The sequence below is a fragment of the Streptomyces sp. NPDC037421 genome, from assembly GCF_055602105.1.
The window spans coordinates 81824-98332 of the sequence record NZ_JBVJWV010000012.1; the positions used below are offsets into that span (position 1 = coordinate 81824).

17 protein-coding genes and 1 pseudogene are annotated in these 16509 nt (G+C 73.5%); 11 read left to right on the forward strand and 7 right to left on the reverse strand.

Features of this window, described 5'->3' with window-relative positions; genetic code table 11:
* Positions 1-102: 102 nt before the first annotated feature.
* From ACZ7IF_RS19405 to ACZ7IF_RS19420, 4 genes and pseudogenes are all read right to left on the reverse strand, one after another.
* A pseudogene (locus ACZ7IF_RS19405) lies at positions 103-414 on the reverse strand (DUF11 domain-containing protein); the annotation flags it as partial.
* A 51-nt stretch (positions 415-465) separates the two neighbouring features.
* The gene (locus ACZ7IF_RS19410; RefSeq protein WP_470972938.1) at positions 466-1185 is read right to left on the reverse strand and encodes an enoyl-CoA hydratase/isomerase family protein; all 720 of its coding nucleotides are present in this window, start codon (positions 1183-1185) and stop codon (positions 466-468) included.
* 354 nt (positions 1186-1539) lie between these two features.
* Entirely contained in the window at positions 1540-3768 is a 2229-nt protein-coding gene (locus ACZ7IF_RS19415; protein WP_470972666.1) for an acetate--CoA ligase family protein, read from the reverse strand.
* A gap of 160 nt (positions 3769-3928) precedes the next feature.
* A complete protein-coding gene (locus tag ACZ7IF_RS19420; RefSeq protein ID WP_470972668.1) occupies positions 3929-5098 on the reverse strand; it encodes a flavin-containing monooxygenase in 1170 nt (389 codons plus the stop codon).
* 215 nt (positions 5099-5313) lie between these two features.
* Here ACZ7IF_RS19420 and ACZ7IF_RS19425 point away from each other — a divergent pair, with 215 nt between their 5' ends.
* The 3 genes from ACZ7IF_RS19425 to ACZ7IF_RS19435 all read left to right on the forward strand — a co-directional run bounded on the left by ACZ7IF_RS19425 (position 5314) and on the right by ACZ7IF_RS19435 (position 7039).
* Positions 5314-6084, forward strand: coding sequence for a maleate cis-trans isomerase family protein (locus ACZ7IF_RS19425; RefSeq protein WP_470972940.1), 771 nt, complete (start codon positions 5314-5316; stop codon positions 6082-6084).
* 86 nt (positions 6085-6170) lie between these two features.
* Positions 6171-6623 (forward strand): DoxX family membrane protein, encoded by a 453-nt coding sequence (locus tag ACZ7IF_RS19430; RefSeq protein WP_470972670.1) that lies wholly within the window; start codon positions 6171-6173, stop codon positions 6621-6623.
* Positions 6620-7039: a Zn-ribbon domain-containing OB-fold protein gene (locus tag ACZ7IF_RS19435; RefSeq protein ID WP_470972672.1), complete on the forward strand. Its 420-nt coding sequence runs from the start codon at positions 6620-6622 to the stop codon at positions 7037-7039. Before ACZ7IF_RS19430 ends, ACZ7IF_RS19435 begins: the two co-directional genes overlap by 4 nt.
* A 124-nt stretch (positions 7040-7163) precedes the next feature.
* Here the strand turns inward: ACZ7IF_RS19435 and ACZ7IF_RS19440 are convergent, their stop codons facing one another.
* The 3 genes from ACZ7IF_RS19440 to ACZ7IF_RS19450 form a co-directional block, all read right to left on the reverse strand.
* Positions 7164-8168 (reverse strand): AraC-like ligand-binding domain-containing protein, encoded by a 1005-nt coding sequence (locus ACZ7IF_RS19440; RefSeq protein ID WP_470972674.1) that lies wholly within the window; start codon positions 8166-8168, stop codon positions 7164-7166.
* A 77-nt stretch (positions 8169-8245) separates the two neighbouring features.
* Positions 8246-8914 carry a pyridoxine/pyridoxamine 5'-phosphate oxidase gene (locus tag ACZ7IF_RS19445; protein WP_470972676.1) on the reverse strand — a complete coding sequence of 223 codons (669 nt, stop codon included), beginning with the start codon at positions 8912-8914 and terminating at the stop codon, positions 8246-8248.
* Positions 8915-8957: 43 nt separating this feature from the next.
* Positions 8958-9938, reverse strand: coding sequence for a LuxR C-terminal-related transcriptional regulator (locus ACZ7IF_RS19450; protein ID WP_470972678.1), 981 nt, complete (start codon positions 9936-9938; stop codon positions 8958-8960).
* A gap of 265 nt (positions 9939-10203) precedes the next feature.
* Here ACZ7IF_RS19450 and ACZ7IF_RS19455 point away from each other — a divergent pair, with 265 nt between their 5' ends.
* The 8 genes from ACZ7IF_RS19455 to ACZ7IF_RS19490 form a co-directional block, all read left to right on the forward strand.
* Positions 10204-10458, forward strand: coding sequence for a hypothetical protein (locus tag ACZ7IF_RS19455; RefSeq protein WP_470972681.1), 255 nt, complete (start codon positions 10204-10206; stop codon positions 10456-10458).
* Positions 10459-10503: 45 nt separating this feature from the next.
* Positions 10504-11463 carry an LLM class flavin-dependent oxidoreductase gene (locus ACZ7IF_RS19460; protein ID WP_470972683.1) on the forward strand — a complete coding sequence of 320 codons (960 nt, stop codon included), beginning with the start codon at positions 10504-10506 and terminating at the stop codon, positions 11461-11463.
* A gap of 196 nt (positions 11464-11659) precedes the next feature.
* The gene (gene mpaB, locus ACZ7IF_RS19465; protein WP_470972685.1) at positions 11660-12676 is read left to right on the forward strand and encodes a daptide biosynthesis RiPP recognition protein; all 1017 of its coding nucleotides are present in this window, start codon (positions 11660-11662) and stop codon (positions 12674-12676) included.
* A 23-nt stretch (positions 12677-12699) separates the two neighbouring features.
* Positions 12700-13554 (forward strand): daptide-type RiPP biosynthesis methyltransferase, encoded by an 855-nt coding sequence (mpaM, locus tag ACZ7IF_RS19470; RefSeq protein ID WP_470972687.1) that lies wholly within the window; start codon positions 12700-12702, stop codon positions 13552-13554.
* Positions 13551-14852 carry a daptide-type RiPP biosynthesis aminotransferase gene (gene mpaD / locus ACZ7IF_RS19475; RefSeq protein WP_470972689.1) on the forward strand — a complete coding sequence of 434 codons (1302 nt, stop codon included), beginning with the start codon at positions 13551-13553 and terminating at the stop codon, positions 14850-14852. Before mpaM ends, mpaD begins: the two co-directional genes overlap by 4 nt.
* A complete protein-coding gene (gene mpaC, locus ACZ7IF_RS19480; RefSeq protein ID WP_470972691.1) occupies positions 14849-16033 on the forward strand; it encodes a daptide-type RiPP biosynthesis dehydogenase in 1185 nt (394 codons plus the stop codon). Before mpaD ends, mpaC begins: the two co-directional genes overlap by 4 nt.
* 109 nt (positions 16034-16142) lie before the next feature.
* On the forward strand, positions 16143-16319 hold the full coding sequence (locus ACZ7IF_RS19485) for a daptide-type RiPP (protein WP_470972693.1): 177 nt from the start codon (positions 16143-16145) through the stop codon (positions 16317-16319).
* 120 nt (positions 16320-16439) lie between these two features.
* Positions 16440-16509, forward strand: a 70-nt coding sequence (locus ACZ7IF_RS19490; RefSeq protein ID WP_470972942.1) for a daptide-type RiPP, incomplete at its 3' end; no start/stop codon positions are given.

A 16509-nucleotide genomic window follows, 5' to 3' on the forward strand; every position in this document is an offset into this window, starting at 1 on the left:
CAATATCCCCCCCCCCCCAACACCCACCCCCCCCCCCCCCCCCCCCCCCCCCCGCCCCCCCCCCCCCCCCCCCTCCCCCCCCCCCCCCCCCCCCGGACCGGTTCACGGAGTCGTCCTGGCCACCTCCAGGTCGGCCGTCGGCTCCTTGACGGTGCCCGCGGGCGGGCCGGCCGCCGCGCTGGTGTTGTCGGCCGGCCGCGGGTCGGCGGTCGGCGAGTCGACCGTCGCCGTGTTGCGGATGTCCGAGCCGTTGCCGGTGTACTCCGGGCCCAGCTTCACCTTGACGACCCGGGTCATCGAGGCGCCCGGGGCCAGGTGCGCCAGCGGGCCGCGGGTGACGGTCCGGCCGGCCGCCGTGCAGCCGTCGCGGGAGGTGAGGAACTCCGGGGCGGCGGGGAGGCGGTCGGTGACGGTGACCCGCCGGGCGGCTCATGGGTGATCGATTTCAGTCGTTCGGGGCAGGGCTCAGCGGCCCAGGTACTTCGGGGTGCGGCGCTCCACGAAGCTCGCCACGCCCTCGTTCGCGTCGGCGGTGCCCATGTTGAGCTCCTGGGCGGTGGCCTCGGCGGCCAGCGCGGTGGCCCGGTCACTGTCGAGGGAGGCGTTGACCAGCTGCTTCGTGAGCGCGAGGGCACGGGTGGGGCCCTGCGCGAGCCGCTCCGCCCACTCGCGGGCGGCGGCCTCCAGCCCGTCGGCGGGGACCACCCTGTTGACCAGGCCGAGCCGGGCGGCCTCCTCGGCGGGGACGGCGTCGCCGAAGAACATCAGCTCCTTGGCCTTCTGCGGGCCGAGCAGGCGGGGCAGGAGGTAGGCGCCGGCGCCGTCGGGGACGAGGCCGCGGCGGACGAACACCTCGATGAAGCGGGCGGTGTCGGCGGCGATGACGAGGTCGCAGGCGAGGGCGAGGTGCGCGCCGATGCCGGCGGCGGTGCCGTTGACGGCGGCGATGACGGGCTTCTCGCAGTCGAGGACCGCGGTGATCAGGCGCTGGGCGCCGAGGCGGATCATGCGGGCCACGTCACCGGCGACCCGTTCGCCGGTGGTACTGCCGCCGCGGAGGTCGGCGCCGGCGCAGAAGCCCTTGCCGGTGGCGGTGACGACGACGGCGCGGATGCCGGGGTCGCCGGAGGCGGCGTCGAGCAGACCGATGACGCGCTCGCGCTGCTCCCAGGTGAGGGCGTTCATGGCCTCGGGCCGGTTGAGGGTGATCCAGCTGACGCCGGCGTCCGTGCGGTGCAGGATCTCGTCCACGGGGTGCGTGCTCCTGTTCGGGGTTGCCGTTGCCCTGGCCGGGCGGGGTGTGGGATGGAGCGTTGTCCTGCCGGGCGGGGTGTCGGCCCTGCGGGGCTGTCCCCTACCCGCCCTTCCACCGTTCTCCGGGCTGCGCCCGGACCCTCCCGGGGGCTCCGCCCCCAGCTACCGCTGGGGGTACCCCCAGCGCCTCAATCGCCGGCGGGGATGGATCTTCCAGCCCCGCCGGCGTTTGAGGCGACGGGCGCGCAGCGCCCCTGGGAACGCCGGCCGCAGACGCCGGACGGTTCAAAGGCATACGGCAAGGGCGTCCAGCGCCACCGCGCCCTGTCCGCGGGGCAGGACCATCAGGGGGTTGATGTCCAGCTCCGAGAGGTCGTCGCCCAGCTCCAGCGCCATCCGCTGGACCCGCAGCACGACCTCCACCAGCGCGTCCACGTCCGCCGGCGGTGCCCCCCGTACGCCTTCCAGCAGCGCGTGCCCGCGCAGTTCGCGGAGCATCGCGCGGGCCTGGTCCTCCCCGAAGGGGGGTACGCGGACCGCCGCGTCGCCCAGGACCTCCACCAGGACGCCGCCGAGGCCGACGGTGACGGTGGGGCCGAAGAGGGGGTCCTGGGTGACGCCGACGACCATCTCGACGCCGCGTTCGATCATCTGGCAGACCAGGATCCCGTCCAGCGGGACGTTCTCGTAGCGGGCCGTGTCCGTCAGCTCGCGGTACGCGTCGCGGATCTGGCTGGCCGAGGTGAGGCCGACCTTGACCAGGCCGAGTTCCGTCTTGTGGGCCAGCTGCGGCCCCGAGGCCTTCATCACGACCGGGTAGCCGACCAGGCCCGCGGCGCGGACGGCCGCCGCCGCGCTGGTCACCAGCTGCTCGCGCGGGACCCGGATGCCGTAGGCCCGCAGCAGCTGCTTGGCGGCGTGTTCGCTGAGCTGCTGGCCGGGGCGCATCAGGGCCTGGGCCTTGCGGTGGGAAGGGGACGGGGTGCGGGGGGCTTCGGCGAAGGGGGAGCGGTAGGAGGCCGTGAAGCGGTGGTGCCCGAGGTAGGCGCGGACGGCGGTGATGCAGTTGCCGAAGGTGCGGAAGGTGGCCACGCGGGAGGAGCCGAGGAGGGTGGTGCGGTAGGCCTCCTCGGTGCCGACGGGGGAGCCCCAGATGACGCAGACCAGCTTGTCGGTGGCCTCGGCGGCGTCGACCAGGTCCTGCGCGAGCTTGTCGCTCATCGGGGGGAAGGGGCCGGTGATCGGGCAGATCAGGACGCCGACGGAGGGGTCGGCGAGGATCGCGTCGATGATCTTCCGGCCGCGCCAGTCGCCCACCGGGTGGCCGCCGTTGTCGACCGGGTTGGCGACGTTGAGGTAGGAGGGGATCCACTGGTGGAGCTCGGCCTGTTTGGAGTCCGAGAGGGTGGGCAGGGTGAGGCCCGCCTCGGTGGCCAGGTCGGAGAAGTGGGCTCCGGTGCCGCCGGAGATGGAGTACACGACGACCCCGTCGGCCCGCGGCGGCCTGGCCCTGGCCAGGAGGGCGGCGGTGTCCTGGAGTTCGTCCAGTCCGTCGACCCGGATGACCCCGAACTGCCGCATGGCGGCGTCCACGACGGTGTCGGCCCCCGTGAGCTTGCCGGTGTGGGAGGCGGCCATGCGGGCGCCGGTCTCGGTGCGGCCGACCTTGACCGCGACGACCGGCACCTTGTTGCGGGCGGCGCGGTCGGCTGCCAGGAGGAAGGAGCGGCCGTCCTTGAGGCCTTCGACGTAGCAGGCGATGGCCCCGACCTCGGGCCGCTCGGCGAAGTAGGAGATGAAGTCGGAGGTCTCCAGGTCGGCCTCGTTGCCGGTCGGCGCCCAGTGGGAGAGGCGGATGCCCAGCTCCTGGAGGGTGTAGACGGGCCGGCCCTGGTGCCCGGACTGGGTGATGAGGGCGATGGCGGGGCCGTCGAGGTCTTCGCGGAACTCCTCGAAGGCGTTGAGGTTGGTGTTCGGGCCGAGCAGGCGCAGCCCGGAGCGGCGTACGGCTGCGGCCAGGCGGGCCTGGGCGGCGGCGCCCGCGTCGCCGGTCTCGGCGAAGCCGGAGGCGAAGGCGACGGCGAACTTGACCTTGGTGTCGGCCAGTTCCTCGATCACCGGGATCGGGTCCGCGACGAGGAGCACCGCGAGGTCGACCTGTTCGGGCAGCTCGGCCACGGAGGCGTGGCAGGGCAGTCCGAAGACGGCGGTGCGGGTCGGGTGTACGGGATGGACGCGGGCGCCGACGCGTTCGGCCCAGGTGATGAGCTGCCGGGTGATCCCGGTGTTGGGCCTGCCTTCGGCGTCGGAGGCGCCGATGACCGCCACGGATTCGGGCCGGAAGAACCGGTCCAGGTCGGGCACGTCGGAGTGCAGGGGCCGTCCGCTGACGTCCAGCGCGTCCGAGTCCTCGGGTGTCGCCGTGGAGTGGACGGCCGTCCTGGGGGTCTCCCCGCAGGCGTCGACGCGTGCGCGGAAGTCGGTGGTGAGGGTGCCGTGAGTAGATCCAAGCATCGCTTCGCCCGCCCTGCTCGATGAGTCCATAGCTGACGCGTAGTCAGATTACTGAACTGACGCGCCGTCAGGAACAGGGATGCGCAGGAAAGGTGGTGGAGGTGGTGTGCTTGAACGGTGGCAGAGGTGTTCGCTTCGGTACAGAGGGGATTTCGGCCCTCTACGGCCTGGGCGCGGCCTGGCCGCGCGAGAGGGCCTCGGCTATGCGCACGGCGTCCATGGACAGCTCGCGGAGCATGCCGCTGATCGGGTTCGTGTACCCGGTGAAGTGCAGCCCCGGGGCGTTGCGCGGCGCGCGGGCGCCGTGCGCGATGGGGCGGCCGCGCTCGTCCAGTACGTCCAGGTGGCCCACCAGCCCCTCCAGCCCGCGCCGGTAGCCCGTCGCAGCCACCACCGCGTCCGGGGTGATCCGCGTACCGTCGGCCAGGACCACCCCGTCGCCGTCGAAGGCGGCCACGGCGGCCACGGGTTCCACCCGGCCCGCCCGCACGGCCTTGATCAGGCCGACGTCCTGTACCGGCACCGCCCCCTCCAGGACCCTGCTGTACAGGCCGGACGCCGGACGCGGCAGGCCGTGCGCCGACAGGTCCGGGACGGCCTTGGCGGCGAGCGCCCCCAGCCGGTCCACGAGCCGCACCGGCAGCCTGCGCACCAGGATCCCGGTGCGCTGCGCCGGCCAGCCGAGGGTGGTGCGGCGCAGGACGTGCGGGGCGGTGCGCACGGCGAGCCGCACCCGTGCGGCACCGCCCTCGGCGAGGTCCACGGCTATCTCCGCGCCGGTGTTGCCGACGCCGACGACGAGCACGTCCTGACCGGCGTACGGGGCCGGGTTCCGGTAGTCGCGGGCGTGCAGCAGCCGCCCGGCGTACGCCTCGCGGCCCGGCCAGTCGGGGAGCGCCGGGGTGTGGTTGTAGCCCGTCGCCACCACCACCGCGCGGGCCGCGAGCAGCCGCCCGCCCGAGGCGTGCAGGGTCCAGCCCTCCCCGTCGGCGGCGCGCTCGATCCGGGTCACCTCGACCCCGGTCACCAGCTCCAGCTCGTGGAACTCGGCGTACTTCTCCAGGTACCGGACCACGTCGGCCCGCGCGACCCAGCGCCCGAAGCGGCGCGGGATCGCCAGCCCGGGCAGGCCCGACAGCCGCCGGGTGGTGTGCAGCCGCAGCCGCTCGTAGTGGCCGCGCCACGAGGCGCCGACCGCGCCGGTCCGCTCGACGACCACCGCGCGCACCCCGCGGGCGCGCAGTGCGGCGGCGACGGCGAGGCCGCCGGGGCCCGCGCCGATCACGTACACGGGGCGGGGCTCGGTGGAGGTCAGGTCGGGCTCGGGCATGGGCAGTGAGCGTATCGACACCCGGTGTTGATGGGTCTCGGACGAGGAGGGAATCGATTGCGGATCGATCACGGGCGGACGCCGGCCCGGCGCGGCCCGCCGCCCGGGCGGCACGGATGGTGTCAAAGTGGGACATCTAGCCCTAGTGTTCGGCCCCGGTGTCCGGCCTCGGTGTCCGGCCCCGGCGTCCGGCCCTGGAGAGGAGTGCGTGCGTGATGTGGCAGCCCGACGGGTGGGACGTGCGCGTCCGCCTCGGAGTCCTCACCCCCCACGCCGACGTCGGCCCCGAGTCGGAGCTGCGCGCCATGGCCCCGGCGGACGTGGGCCTGCACGCCGCCCGGGTGCCGTTCGCCGCGATGGGCGCCGGCGGCACGATGGGCCTGACCGTGCCGCTCGCCCCCGTCCGGGCCTTCGCCGAGCCGCCGCACGTGGACGACGCGGCCGAGCTGCTGGCAGCCGCGCCGGTGGCGGCGATCGCGTACGCCTTCACCAGCTCCGCGTACGTGATCGGCGCGCGCGGGGAGGCGTACATGCTGGAGCGGCTGGGTGAGCGGGCCGGCGGCCTGCCCGTGGTCGCCACCTGCGCCGCCGTCGTCGAGGCGCTGCGCGCGCTCGGGGTGTCGCGGCTCGCGCTGGTCGATCCGCCGTGGTTCGACGCGACCCTGAGCGACCTGGGGCGGGGCTACTACGAGGAGGCCGGGTTCGAGGTCCCGTACGCGGCCCCGTGCGGGCTGCCCAGCGGGCAGGCGCTGATCCGGCCGGAGGCCCTGTACGGCTGGGTGCTGGAGCGGGCCCCCGACGCGGCGGAGGCGGTGGTCGTCGGCGGCAACGGCTTCCGGGCGGTCGGGGTGATCGAGGCCCTGGAGGCGGAGCTGGGGCGGCCGGTGCTGACCGCGAACCAGGTGCTGCTGTGGGCCGCCCTGCGCGCGGCGGGCGAGCCGGTGGACGGGGTCACGGGGTACGGGAGGCTGTTCTCGGCCCCCTGAGCGCGGCCGTGCACGGCCCCTTGCGGGATCGGCGCCGATCCGCTGAACTGACGTACCGTCAGATCGAGTGGGTGGAGGGGCGAACCGTGCAGACCATCTGGCTCACCGGCGCCGAATGGCTCGCCGTGCTGCGGATAGGCCTCGGCCTGTGGTGGCTGGAGAGCTGGCGGCACAAGGACAAGAAGGGCTGGTTCGAACGCGGCACCGGCATCGCCTGGGCCGCCGACGTCGCCGGCAAACACCGCTGGGGCTTCGTCAAGGGCGGCTTCGAGAAGGTCGTCCAGCCCAGGCCGCGGCTGATGGCGTACGTCGTCGTCTACGCCGAACTCGCCCTCGGACTGGGCCTGGTGCTCGGCTTCCTGACCCCGGTCGCCCTGGCCGGCGGCCTGCTGCTCAACCTGCTCTACCTGGTCCTGATGATCCACGACTGGGCCGAACAGGGCCAGAACTCGATGATGGCCCTCATCTCCCTCGTCGCGCTCGGCGCGATGTCCTGGCAGACCTGGTCCCTCGACGCGACGATCGGACTCTTCCTTTGAGCGCCGCACGGTACGACCTGCCCGAGACGGACGAGTTCACCCGCCCCTACTGGGACGCGGCGGCCCAGGGCCGCCTCCTGCTGCGCCGCTGCGCCGACTGCGGGCGCGTCCACCACTACCCGCGCGAGTTCTGCCCCTCCTGCTGGGCCGGCGAGGACCGCGTCGCCTGGGAGCCGGCGAGCGGCCGCGCCACCCTCTACACCTGGTCCGTCGTCCACCGCAACGACCTCCCGCCCTTCGGCGCCCGGGTCCCCTACGCGGCGGCCGTCGTCGACCTCGCGGAGGGGCCCCGGATGATGACCGAGGTCGTCGACTGCCCGTACGGGGACCTCCGCGTCGGCATGCCCCTGCGCGCCACCTTCCACGAGGCCGCGGAGGGGGTGTGGGTGCCGGTCTTCCGGCCGGAGGAGGGCTGAACCACCCCTGGAGTTCCCGGCGGCTCCGGATGACTTTCCGGGCATGAGACGTCTCCCCCTGATGACGTCGCCGTTGACGGGTGTTCAGGCATGCGCGGGAGAATCCAGGCGCGGGTGCCGAGCGTCAGTCTTCGTGGCGTGCCTGGTTCCTGCGCTTCGCGTACCGCGGGGCGCCCAGGGAGACGGCACGATGCTCCGTGGGCGTGAGTCCGTACGCTTCGCGGAACGCCCGGCTGAACCCGGTGGCGCTGGCGAAACCCCAGCGGGCCGCGATCGCCTGGACGGGATGGCCGCCGAGCTCCACGCGGGCGAGGTCGGTGTGGGCGCGCTCCAGCCGCATCCGGCGGATGTGCGCCGCGATGGTCAGGGGCTGATCGCCGAAGAGGGCGTGGAGATGCCGCAGCGATACGTTGTGCCGGTCCGCGATGACCCGGGGGGTCAGGTCCGGGTCGCCGAGGTTGTTCTCGATGAAGCGGTGGATCCGCTGGAGCGTCTCCCGCGCACGGGCCTCGGCGGGTGTCGCGCCCGGGTCCCCGAGCTGCCCCGCGAGAAACGCGGTGGCCAGGTCGAGGGTGACGGTCCCCAGCCCGCGCAGCTCCTCCGGACGGCAGTGCGGGGCCTGTACGAGCAGCGACCTCATGAAGCCGGAGAGGATCGCTCCCGACCCGGTGCCCGCGGACAGGTTCCGTGCGAGGAGGCCGTCCAGGCGGTCCGAGCCGAGCCCCAGAGCCTGACGGGGGATCTGCACGACCACCGATGTGAGCATCTCGTCCGCGGACGCCGCCTCGCTCGGCCGTGAGGTGTCCGTGAGCACGAGTCCCCCCGAGACCACCGATTCGTTGCCCCGCTGGGAGATCCGGACGGCGCCTTGGGTGAGGAGCGCCAGTTGCAGGTGCTCGGGATCGCCCTGCCGGACATGGGTCATGGTGCGGCGCGAGCGCACCGGTGAGCAGGTCACGGCGGACAGGCGCACCACGCCGAGGTCCAGCTCCGTGATGCCCGCCCGGAAATCGGCCGCGCGTGGGCTGCTCAGCAGGACGGGCATCACATGGCTCGATACGGTCTCGCAGAACCAGTCGAAGCTGTCCTCGCGCGCCCCGATGACGTCTGACGCGACCAGCGTTCCCATACGATCCCCCACACCTCGACCTGACAGGAACCCGGCCCGTCACCCGCACCGGCGGGCCCCGGGCCGGGATACGCGGCTCAGGGCCAGAGCAGCTCCCGCACCCAGGCGCCGCCGTCCGCGCGGCGGTAGCGCAGGCGGACGTGCCGGCGCGCGGCGTCGCCCTGGAAGAACTCCGCCTCGGCGGGCTCCAGTACGTACCGCGTCCACGTCGGCGCCGGTGCGTCCGGTTCCGCGGCGGCCCGCTCCCACGCCGCCGCCGAGGCCCGCGCCAGCTCCTCGGCGGAACCCAGCACCTCGCTCTGCCGGCCGGTCAGCGCGGCCGCCAGCGCCCCGCGCGAGCGCACCGCCAGGTCCGCCCGGCTCTCCTCGGGCCCGCAGGCCACGACCCGGCCCCGGATCCGCACCTGCCGCGCCACCGACGGCCAGTAGAAGACCAGCGCCGCGTCCGCCCGGCCCGCCAGCTGGCGGCCCTTGGCGCTCGTGGAGTGCGAGGCGAAGTGCCAGCCCCGCCCGTCGGCGTCGTGCAGCATCAGCACGCGCGCGTCGGGCCGCCCCCCGGCGTCCACCGTGGCCAGGCTCATCGTGTGCGGCTCCGGCTGCCCCGCCCGCGCGGCGTGCAGGAACCACTCCCGGAACAGCTCCACCGGCGTGCCGGGCGCGGCCGCCGGGTCGAAGCCGGGGAGCGGGACGTCCCACACCCGCAGGGAGTGCAGGACCTCGTGGAATTCGCTGCTGGTGTCGGTCATGCCGCCCAGGCTAAGAGGTCCGGAGCCGGTACGGGCCGGCGCCTCAGATCCAGCCGTGGTCGCGGGCCAGCAGGGCCGCCTGGAAGCGGTTCGTCGCGCCCAGGCGCTGCATCAGGTCCGCCACGTACTTGCGGTACGTGCGGACCGAGACGCCCACCTCGCGGGCTCCGCTCTCGTCCTTCTCCGCCTGGTACATGGTGGCCAGCACCTTGCGCTCGATCTCGCTCAGCCCGCCCTCCGGGCCCTGCCGCGCCGCGACCGCCTCCGCCAGCGGCACCGAGTCCGACCACATCCGCTCGAACAGCGACACCAGGTTCGCCACCAGCCCCGTCTCGCGGATCACCAGCGCCCCCAGGCGCGGGTTCTGCGGGTCGATCGGGGTCAGCGCCGCCGCCCGGTCGAAGACCAGCATCCGCTCCAGCGGCTTGTCCGAGATCCGGATGTCCGCCCCCATCGCCGAGATCTCCTGGAGGTAGGCCAGCGTCGGGGCGTCCTCCACCGCCGCCGGGCGCATGATCGTGCGCATCTTGATGCCCCGCCGCAGGATCCGGGCGTCCAGCGGCCGGGACGCCTCGATGCTGGCCGCGCTGAGCGCCCCGTGCGGCTGCGTGGTCAGCCCCTCCTCCCGGGTGAAGAAGGTCAGCTCGTCGATCACCGCCCGGACGTTGGGCGTCCCCTCCACCCGCTCGATGGCCGGCCGCTCCGACGCCTCGCGCACGGCCGGGCGTACCGCGTCCCGCTCGGCCAGCAGCGATTCCACCACCCGCTGCTCGGCCGCCACCCGCCGCAGCTCCTCCTGTAGCTCCCGCAGCCGCAGGTCGATCAGCCGCTGCACGGCGATCGCGGGCGGGGCCGGCCGGATGCTGCCGTTGTCGGCCAGGGAGGTCAGCTCCATCGACTCCAGCCGTGCCAGCCACTCCTCCACCTCGGCAACCGGCGCCCCGAGGTGTTCGGCCAGTGCGGGGGGCGTGCCCTCCGTGAGGCGGAGCAGGCATCTGTACAGGTCTTCGTCCTCGGCTGACATCCCCAAGTGGATGAGGCTTCCGGCGTGCATGGTTCCCCCTTGTGATGGTGCCCCGTGTGGTCAGCACGGTGGGCTGATCATACGAACGCCGACACCTGCTGACCATGGGTAACGGAAGCGTTCCCACCGGTCTTGGTTCCACCATCCGTGCAGCTTGTTGCACACACCGACGCAGGAAGCTGCGTCCGGAATCGCTCGAACGCGAGTCGCAAGTTCGGCAATGTTCTCCGTGTCGGAACAACGGCGATCCACACAGGGGGAAACGATGAAGAAGAACCAGCTCGGCGGGCGCACTCGAATCGCCTCGGTCATCGCGGGATTCGCGGTCGCGGCCGGACTGACCTTCTCCGGGCCTTTCATCCACCCGCCGGCCCAGGACTCGCTCACCGCGTCCGCTCCGGCCGCCGACAAGGCCCGCTGCTTCCTCTCCGTCGTGGAACTCGACGAGATCGACTTCGGCAAGTGCGGCGGCAAGGGCAAGCCCCCCGTCGACCGGCGCGAAACCTTTGACTGGGTTTAACCGACAGAACGACAGAACGAGGAAGGAAGAGAGGGGAGCGACACCATGACCGCCTACTCGGTTCTCATACCGTTCCTGCCGACCCGGCCGGAACAGATCCTTCCCTACGCCGGCCTCGTCCACTGGACCCAGGCGCAGCGGCTCTGGCAAGGACAGTCCCTGATGGTCGAACCCCACCACGGGTTCGTCCACGCCGCGGGAGCCGGCTTCCGGGTCCCGACCGGGCTGGGCGTGACGCTCATGCCGCTGCGCCACCCCTACGAGGCCGCGCTCCAGGCCCGCTCGCTGGCCCTGGCCACCGGGCAGCCGGTGACCGCCGGCTTCGGCCCCGGGGCGCCCTCCCTCCAGCAGGCCCTGCGCGGGGCCCCGTACCGCAGTCCACTGACCGCGGCCCGCGAGTACCTGACGGCCGTGCGCGGCCTGCTGGCCGGGGAGCACGTACGGATGGCGGGCGAGTACGTCACCTGCGACGCGCAGCTCGCGCCCTTCCCCTCCGCCCCGGTGGAGATCGGGCTCGGCGTGCTGCGGCCCGCCATGGCCCGGCTCGCCGGAGAGGTCGCCGACGTGGCGATCACCTGGCTGACCCCGGCCGCCTACCTGCGGGACACCGTCCTGCCGGCGCTGCGCGAAGGCGCGGCGAAGGCCGGCCGGCCGGTGCCCAGGCTGACGGCGATGGTGCCGCTGGCGCTCGCCAGGAAGGACCGCACGGCCGGTGAGATCGCGCTGGCCAGCAACTCCGCGCACCTGGGACTTCCGCACTACATCGACATGCTGCGCAAGTCCGGGATCGCCATCACCGGCACGGACCGGGAGCTGGACGCGCGCGCCCTCGTCGAAGGGCGCGGATTCCTCAGCGGCGACATCACGGAACTCGTCGCACAGCTGAAGGAGTACGAGGAGGCGGGCGTCGACGAAGTCGTCCTGAACGTCACCGGCGTGGCCAATTGCCACGGCCCGCAGGCGGCCTCCGAAGAACTCAGGACGATTCTGTCCGCCCTGGCCTGACCCCGGAACCTCCGGGTCCGGCCCCATCACGGCCGGGCCCCGATCCGGCGTGCCCTGAACCGGCACCGGCCGGAGTCCGTCCGACGCGTCCGACGCGTCCACCGCGCCAACGCGTCCACCGCGCCACCGCGTCCAACGCGTCCAACGCGTCCACCGAATCGCTTCGAATTGCTTCGCATTCCTTGAAGGGGGAGTCATGGCGGGAATCAAACGGCATCTGATGCTCTGGGGTACCGGAAAGCCGGGAGCGGAGCTTTCCGCGACGGGCTCCGCGACGGTCGTCCTGGAGAATCCGGACCACCTTTCCACGCTGCTCGGCTCCGACCTCGTCGGCCCGCACTCCGTGGTGTTCGCCCCCGGCCACACCCCCGACGCGGGAATTCCGGACGGCCCCGTCGTCGCCGGCTACGAGGGATCGCTGAGCGAGCCCGGCCTGGAATGCTCCCTCGGCACGGACTTCTACCTCCAGATCCAGAACTACGGCGTCAGCGCCTACATGTCCGTGGTCGGCCCGACGCTGATCCGCGTCGCCGACGACATGGACCTCGACGCCTACCTCGCCGACGCCGACCAGGCCCGGCAGGCGGGCATCTTCCCCGACTTCCTCACCAACCCCGTCATCCAGCTCGCCGACCTGCCCGCCCTCGGCGCGGGCCCGGCCGGCGACGGCCCCCGCTGCCGCCTGTACGCCGACCAGGACGGCTTCCTGTCCACCACCCCGGGCGGCGCCCGGCTCGGCGTCCTCGGCGAGGACACGCTGGAGCAGCTCGACACCCGCTGGCTCCTCGAGGCCGCCGCCGACGGCGGACCGGCCGCGGAACGCCCCTGGCTGGGGCGCTACCTCGCCGCGGTCGGCGCCGTCCGCGACCTGCGGGGCCGCGGCCTGGCCGACGTACGGGTCTCCGGGTTCGGCGGACGGCTGAGCACCGCCGCGGCCTCGGTCCCGGCCGACGCCGCCGCGGACACCGCCGAGGCGCTGCTGCCGCTGCTGCTGTGGTCGGGCGAGCACGCCTTCGTCCACGACCCGGCGAGCGGGCGCACCTTCGGACTCGACCCGGTCGCCGCGGGCCTCGCCGAGGTACTGCTGGTCACCGGTTCGGTGGAGGCGGGAGCCTCCTACGCCGACCGGGCGGGCCTGGAGCAGGTCGCCGCGTACTTCGAGGACGCGGGGGTCACCCTGCGGGCCGGCGAACTCGTGACGGCGGGGCACTGACCGCCATGACGACGATGACGACGATGACGACGATGACGACCGCCAAGCCGATGTCCGACGCGGGCCACCGCGTCCCCACCCCCGCCGACGTCCCCGGACGTGCCGGTGAACTCCTCGCCTCCCTCGGCGACCGGGCCGTGCTGTGCGACCTGTACGACGCGGTCGGCGCCTCCGTCTACCACGACCTCGCCGGCACCGGCACCCACGAGGTGCGCGAGCTGCTCGCCCTGGTCCGCCGCATCCCCGGCGACGTGCTCGACCTGGCCGCCGGCTCCGGACGCCTCACGCTGCCCCTGCTGGCGCTGGGCCGCCAGGTCACCGCGCTCGAACTCTCCTCTTACATGCTGGAGTTGCTCGACGAGCGGCTCGCCGCCGTCCCGCCCGCACTGCGCGAGCGCTGCCTGCCCGTCCGGGCCGACATGAGCGACTTCGACCTCGGCCGCCGCTTCGGCGCGATCGTGCTGGGCACCACCACGATCTCCCTGCTCGACGCCGAAGGACGCGTCGGCCTCTACCGGGCCGTCCGCGAACACCTGGAGCCCGGCGGCCGGTTCCTGCTCTCGACGGTCGACATGGCCGCCACCGGTGAGGGCCCCGCCGAGGTCGACATGGAGATCGTGACCGACAGCGGCCGCGCCTACCGCCTCTTCGAACACTGGACGCCCGACTCCGGCAGCCGCACCGTCACCCTCTTCCCCGCCGGCCTCGGCGACGAAGGCCCCGTGCAGGTGTGCACCACCACCATCGGCGTCCTGCCCGCCGCGCTCCTGGAGGCCGAACTGGCCGCCGCCGGGTTCTCGGTCCTGTCCCGGCACCCGCTGCCCGCCGTCGGCGAGCGCCACCACGACGTACTGCTCGAAACGGAGGTGACCCAGTGAACGACACCACGACGCCCCCCGGCCACCACCCGCTGTGGCCGTCCCTGACCGCACCGCAGGACCAGGGCCGTGACGACACCTGCGCGGTCTCCGCGCACGGCGTACGGGTCCGCTTCGCCGACGGCCGCGAACTCCTCGACGGCTCCAGCGGCCTGTGGAACACCAACATCGGCTACGGCAACGAGGAGATCGCCCGCGCCGCCGCCGAAGCCCTCCGCGAAGCCTCGTACCTCTCCGTCTTCCGCTACGAGAACGCCTACGCCCGGCGCGCCGCCGAGGCCCTCGTCGAAGCGGCCGGCCCCGCACACTACGGCCGGGTGCTGTTCTCCACCTCCGGCGGCGCCGCCAACGACCTCGTCATGAAGGTCGCCCGGCACTACCACGCACTGCGCGACGAGCCGCGCCGCAAGGTCGTCGTCGGCCTGCGCGGCAGCTACCACGGCCTCACCTTCGGCAGCTTCGCCCTCACCGGCGACGACCTCGGCCAGCAGCTGTACGGGGTCGACCAGCGGTTCGTCCGCCACGTCGCCCCCAACGACCCCGCCGAGCTGAACGCGCTCATGGCCCGCCAGGGCGCCCAGATCGCCGCCGTCGTCGTCGAACCGGTCCTCGGCAGCGGCGCCGTACCCCTCACCGAGGAGTACCTCGACGAACTGCTGCGGCTGCGCCGCGAGCACGGCTTCCTGCTGGTCGCCGACGAGGTCGCCACCGGCTTCGGCCGCACCGGCAGCCTCTTCGCCTCCCAGCAGTGGGCCGAACAGCCCGACCTGCTCGTCTCCTCCAAGGGACTCACCAACGGCACCAGCGCCGCCGCCGTCGTCATCGCCTCCCGCCAGGTGGCGCAGGCCTTCACCGACGCCGGCGCCATGCTCACCCACGGCGAGACCCAGGCCGGCACCCCCGTCACCTGCGCCACCATCACCGCCACCCTCGACGAGATGCGCCGCCTCGACGCGGTCGCCCTCGGCCGGCGGCTGGCGGAGCGGCTCGACACCGAACTCGACGCACTCGTCGCCACCCACCCCCGGGTGGCGGCCACCACCGGCCTCGGCTGCTTCCGCTCCGTCCGGCTGTGCGACCCGGACGGCACCCCCTTCCCGCAGGACCAGGTGCACGCCCTGGTCCGGGCCATCCGGGACGCCGGCGCCATCGTCCACCCCGGGGTGAACGGGATCCAGCTCTTCCCCGCCCTCACCTGCACCGACGCCGAACTCACCGAACTGCTCGCCTGCGTCACCGCCGGACTGGACCTCCACCTGGCACGGACCGCCGCCCCGGTGGCGGAGGCCCTGGCGTGAGCGCCGGCTGGCACGCCCCGGCACAGCAGCTGATCGGCTGCGACAGCCTGGGCGCCTGGTTCACCGGACGCCCCGAGCGGCGGATCACCGTCCTCGTGGACGCGGCGGTCGCCGCCGCCCCGGTCACCGCCCGGATCCGGACCCTGCTCGCCGGGGACCGGTACGAGACGACGGTGCTGGAGCTGTCCGGCCCCGGCGACCTGGAATCGGTGGCCGCGCTCGCCGGCCGGGTCGCGGACGCCGAACTGCTCGTCGGGATCGGCGGGGGTTCCCTCCTCGACCAGGTCAAGCTGGCCGCCCTGATCCGGACCAACCCCGACGCGTACGCCCGCCTCACGGTGCCGCAGCGCAGCGGACTGCTGGTCCTCGGCCACACCACCCGGCACGGACTCCCGCTGGTCGCCGTCCCCACCACGGTCGGCACCGGCACCGAATCCAGCGGCGTCGCCTGCCTCGGCTACCCCGGCCAGGGCAAGCGGCTGGTGATGGGCACCGCGCTGCGGCCCAGGGCAGCCGTCCTGGACCCGGTCGCCACCGCCACCCTCGACGACGAACTCGTCGCCGAAGGGGTCCTCGAAGCACTGCACCGCGTGGTCAGCCCGTACGTCGGCGACCACGGGGACCTGCCCACCGAGGACGCGCTGGTGGAGACCATCGCCGAACGACTGGTGCTGCTGGGACACGAGGTGCGCGACGCGCGCCGCGCCGGCCGCCCCACCGACGACCGGCTGCGGCTGGAGATCGCCAAACTCAGCGGCCTCAGCCACGCCGAATGGGCCCACCTCGGCCGCGACCTGTACGCGGTCAAGGGCTGGCTCATCGCCAACGAGCTGTCCTCCGCCCTCGGAGTGCGCAAGATGACCGCGGTCGCGGCGATCCTGCCGCACCTGTGGCGGGCCATCTGCGCCGGCGAGGCGCGGCTCGGCTCGGCCGACAGGCTCCGGCGGCTGTGGTCCCGGCTGCGGGCCACCGACCCCGACAACCTCCCCGCGGACCCGGCGGCGGGCATCGAAGCCCTCGTCGACTCCTGGGGGATCGACCGCGGCATCAGCGCGGGCCCCGAGCGGCTCGCCGGGATCGCGCACCGCACCGTCCGCGCCTGGGGCGCCGGACTGCCGATGCTCGGCGGTCTGCGCGCCGACGACGTGTACGGCCTGCTGGCCGACGCCGCCGCGGCCTGACACCACAAGCTTCCGCACCCGCAGGCACCGCCGCGAGGTGCGGACGGGAGACCACATCCCACGCACAGAGCACGCCCTGATCAACCCTTGCCGAACAGGAGTACCTCTCATGCAGGACAACCTCGCGAACGACACCTTCCCCGCCCTGGAGCTGGGCATGCAGGAGCTCGAGGCCATGGAGGCCCCGGGCTGGTGGACCGGTATCGGCGTCAGCGCCGGTGTGGTCGTCACCTCCGCGGCGGGCTACGGCTCGTACGTCGCCTCCGCGGCCCTCATCGCCACCTGAGAAGCCCGTACCGCGCACGGCGGTACACCCCGCACCTCTCACCGAACACGCCACACGGAAAAAGGAGAACGTCCCATGCAGGACAACGCGATCGACACCTTCCCCGCCCTGGAGCTGGGCATGCAGGAGCTCGAGGCCATGGAGGCCCCGGGCTGGTGGACCGGTATCGGCGTCAGCGCCGGTGTGGCGT

What these genes read in the sequence shown, in the direction of transcription:
- ACZ7IF_RS19485 (WP_470972693.1), top strand. Translation starts at nt 16,143, where the DNA reads ATGCAGGACAACCTCGCGAACGACACCTTCCCCGCCCTGGAGCTGGGC.
- ACZ7IF_RS19425 (WP_470972940.1), top strand. Translation starts at nt 5,314, where the DNA reads ATGTGGCAGCCCGACGGGTGGGACGTGCGCGTCCGCCTCGGAGTCCTC.
- ACZ7IF_RS19440 (WP_470972674.1), bottom strand. Translation starts at nt 8,168, where the DNA reads ATGGGAACGCTGGTCGCGTCAGACGTCATCGGGGCGCGCGAGGACAGC.
- ACZ7IF_RS19445 (WP_470972676.1), bottom strand. Translation starts at nt 8,914, where the DNA reads ATGACCGACACCAGCAGCGAATTCCACGAGGTCCTGCACTCCCTGCGG.
- ACZ7IF_RS19415 (WP_470972666.1), bottom strand. Translation starts at nt 3,768, where the DNA reads ATGCTTGGATCTACTCACGGCACCCTCACCACCGACTTCCGCGCACGC.
- ACZ7IF_RS19455 (WP_470972681.1), top strand. Translation starts at nt 10,204, where the DNA reads ATGAAGAAGAACCAGCTCGGCGGGCGCACTCGAATCGCCTCGGTCATC.
- mpaM (WP_470972687.1), top strand. Translation starts at nt 12,700, where the DNA reads ATGACGACGATGACGACCGCCAAGCCGATGTCCGACGCGGGCCACCGC.
- ACZ7IF_RS19420 (WP_470972668.1), bottom strand. Translation starts at nt 5,098, where the DNA reads ATGCCCGAGCCCGACCTGACCTCCACCGAGCCCCGCCCCGTGTACGTG.
- ACZ7IF_RS19460 (WP_470972683.1), top strand. Translation starts at nt 10,504, where the DNA reads ATGACCGCCTACTCGGTTCTCATACCGTTCCTGCCGACCCGGCCGGAA.
- ACZ7IF_RS19450 (WP_470972678.1), bottom strand. Translation starts at nt 9,938, where the DNA reads ATGTCAGCCGAGGACGAAGACCTGTACAGATGCCTGCTCCGCCTCACG.
- mpaB (WP_470972685.1), top strand. Translation starts at nt 11,660, where the DNA reads ATGGCGGGAATCAAACGGCATCTGATGCTCTGGGGTACCGGAAAGCCG.
- ACZ7IF_RS19410 (WP_470972938.1), bottom strand. Translation starts at nt 1,185, where the DNA reads ATGAACGCCCTCACCTGGGAGCAGCGCGAGCGCGTCATCGGTCTGCTC.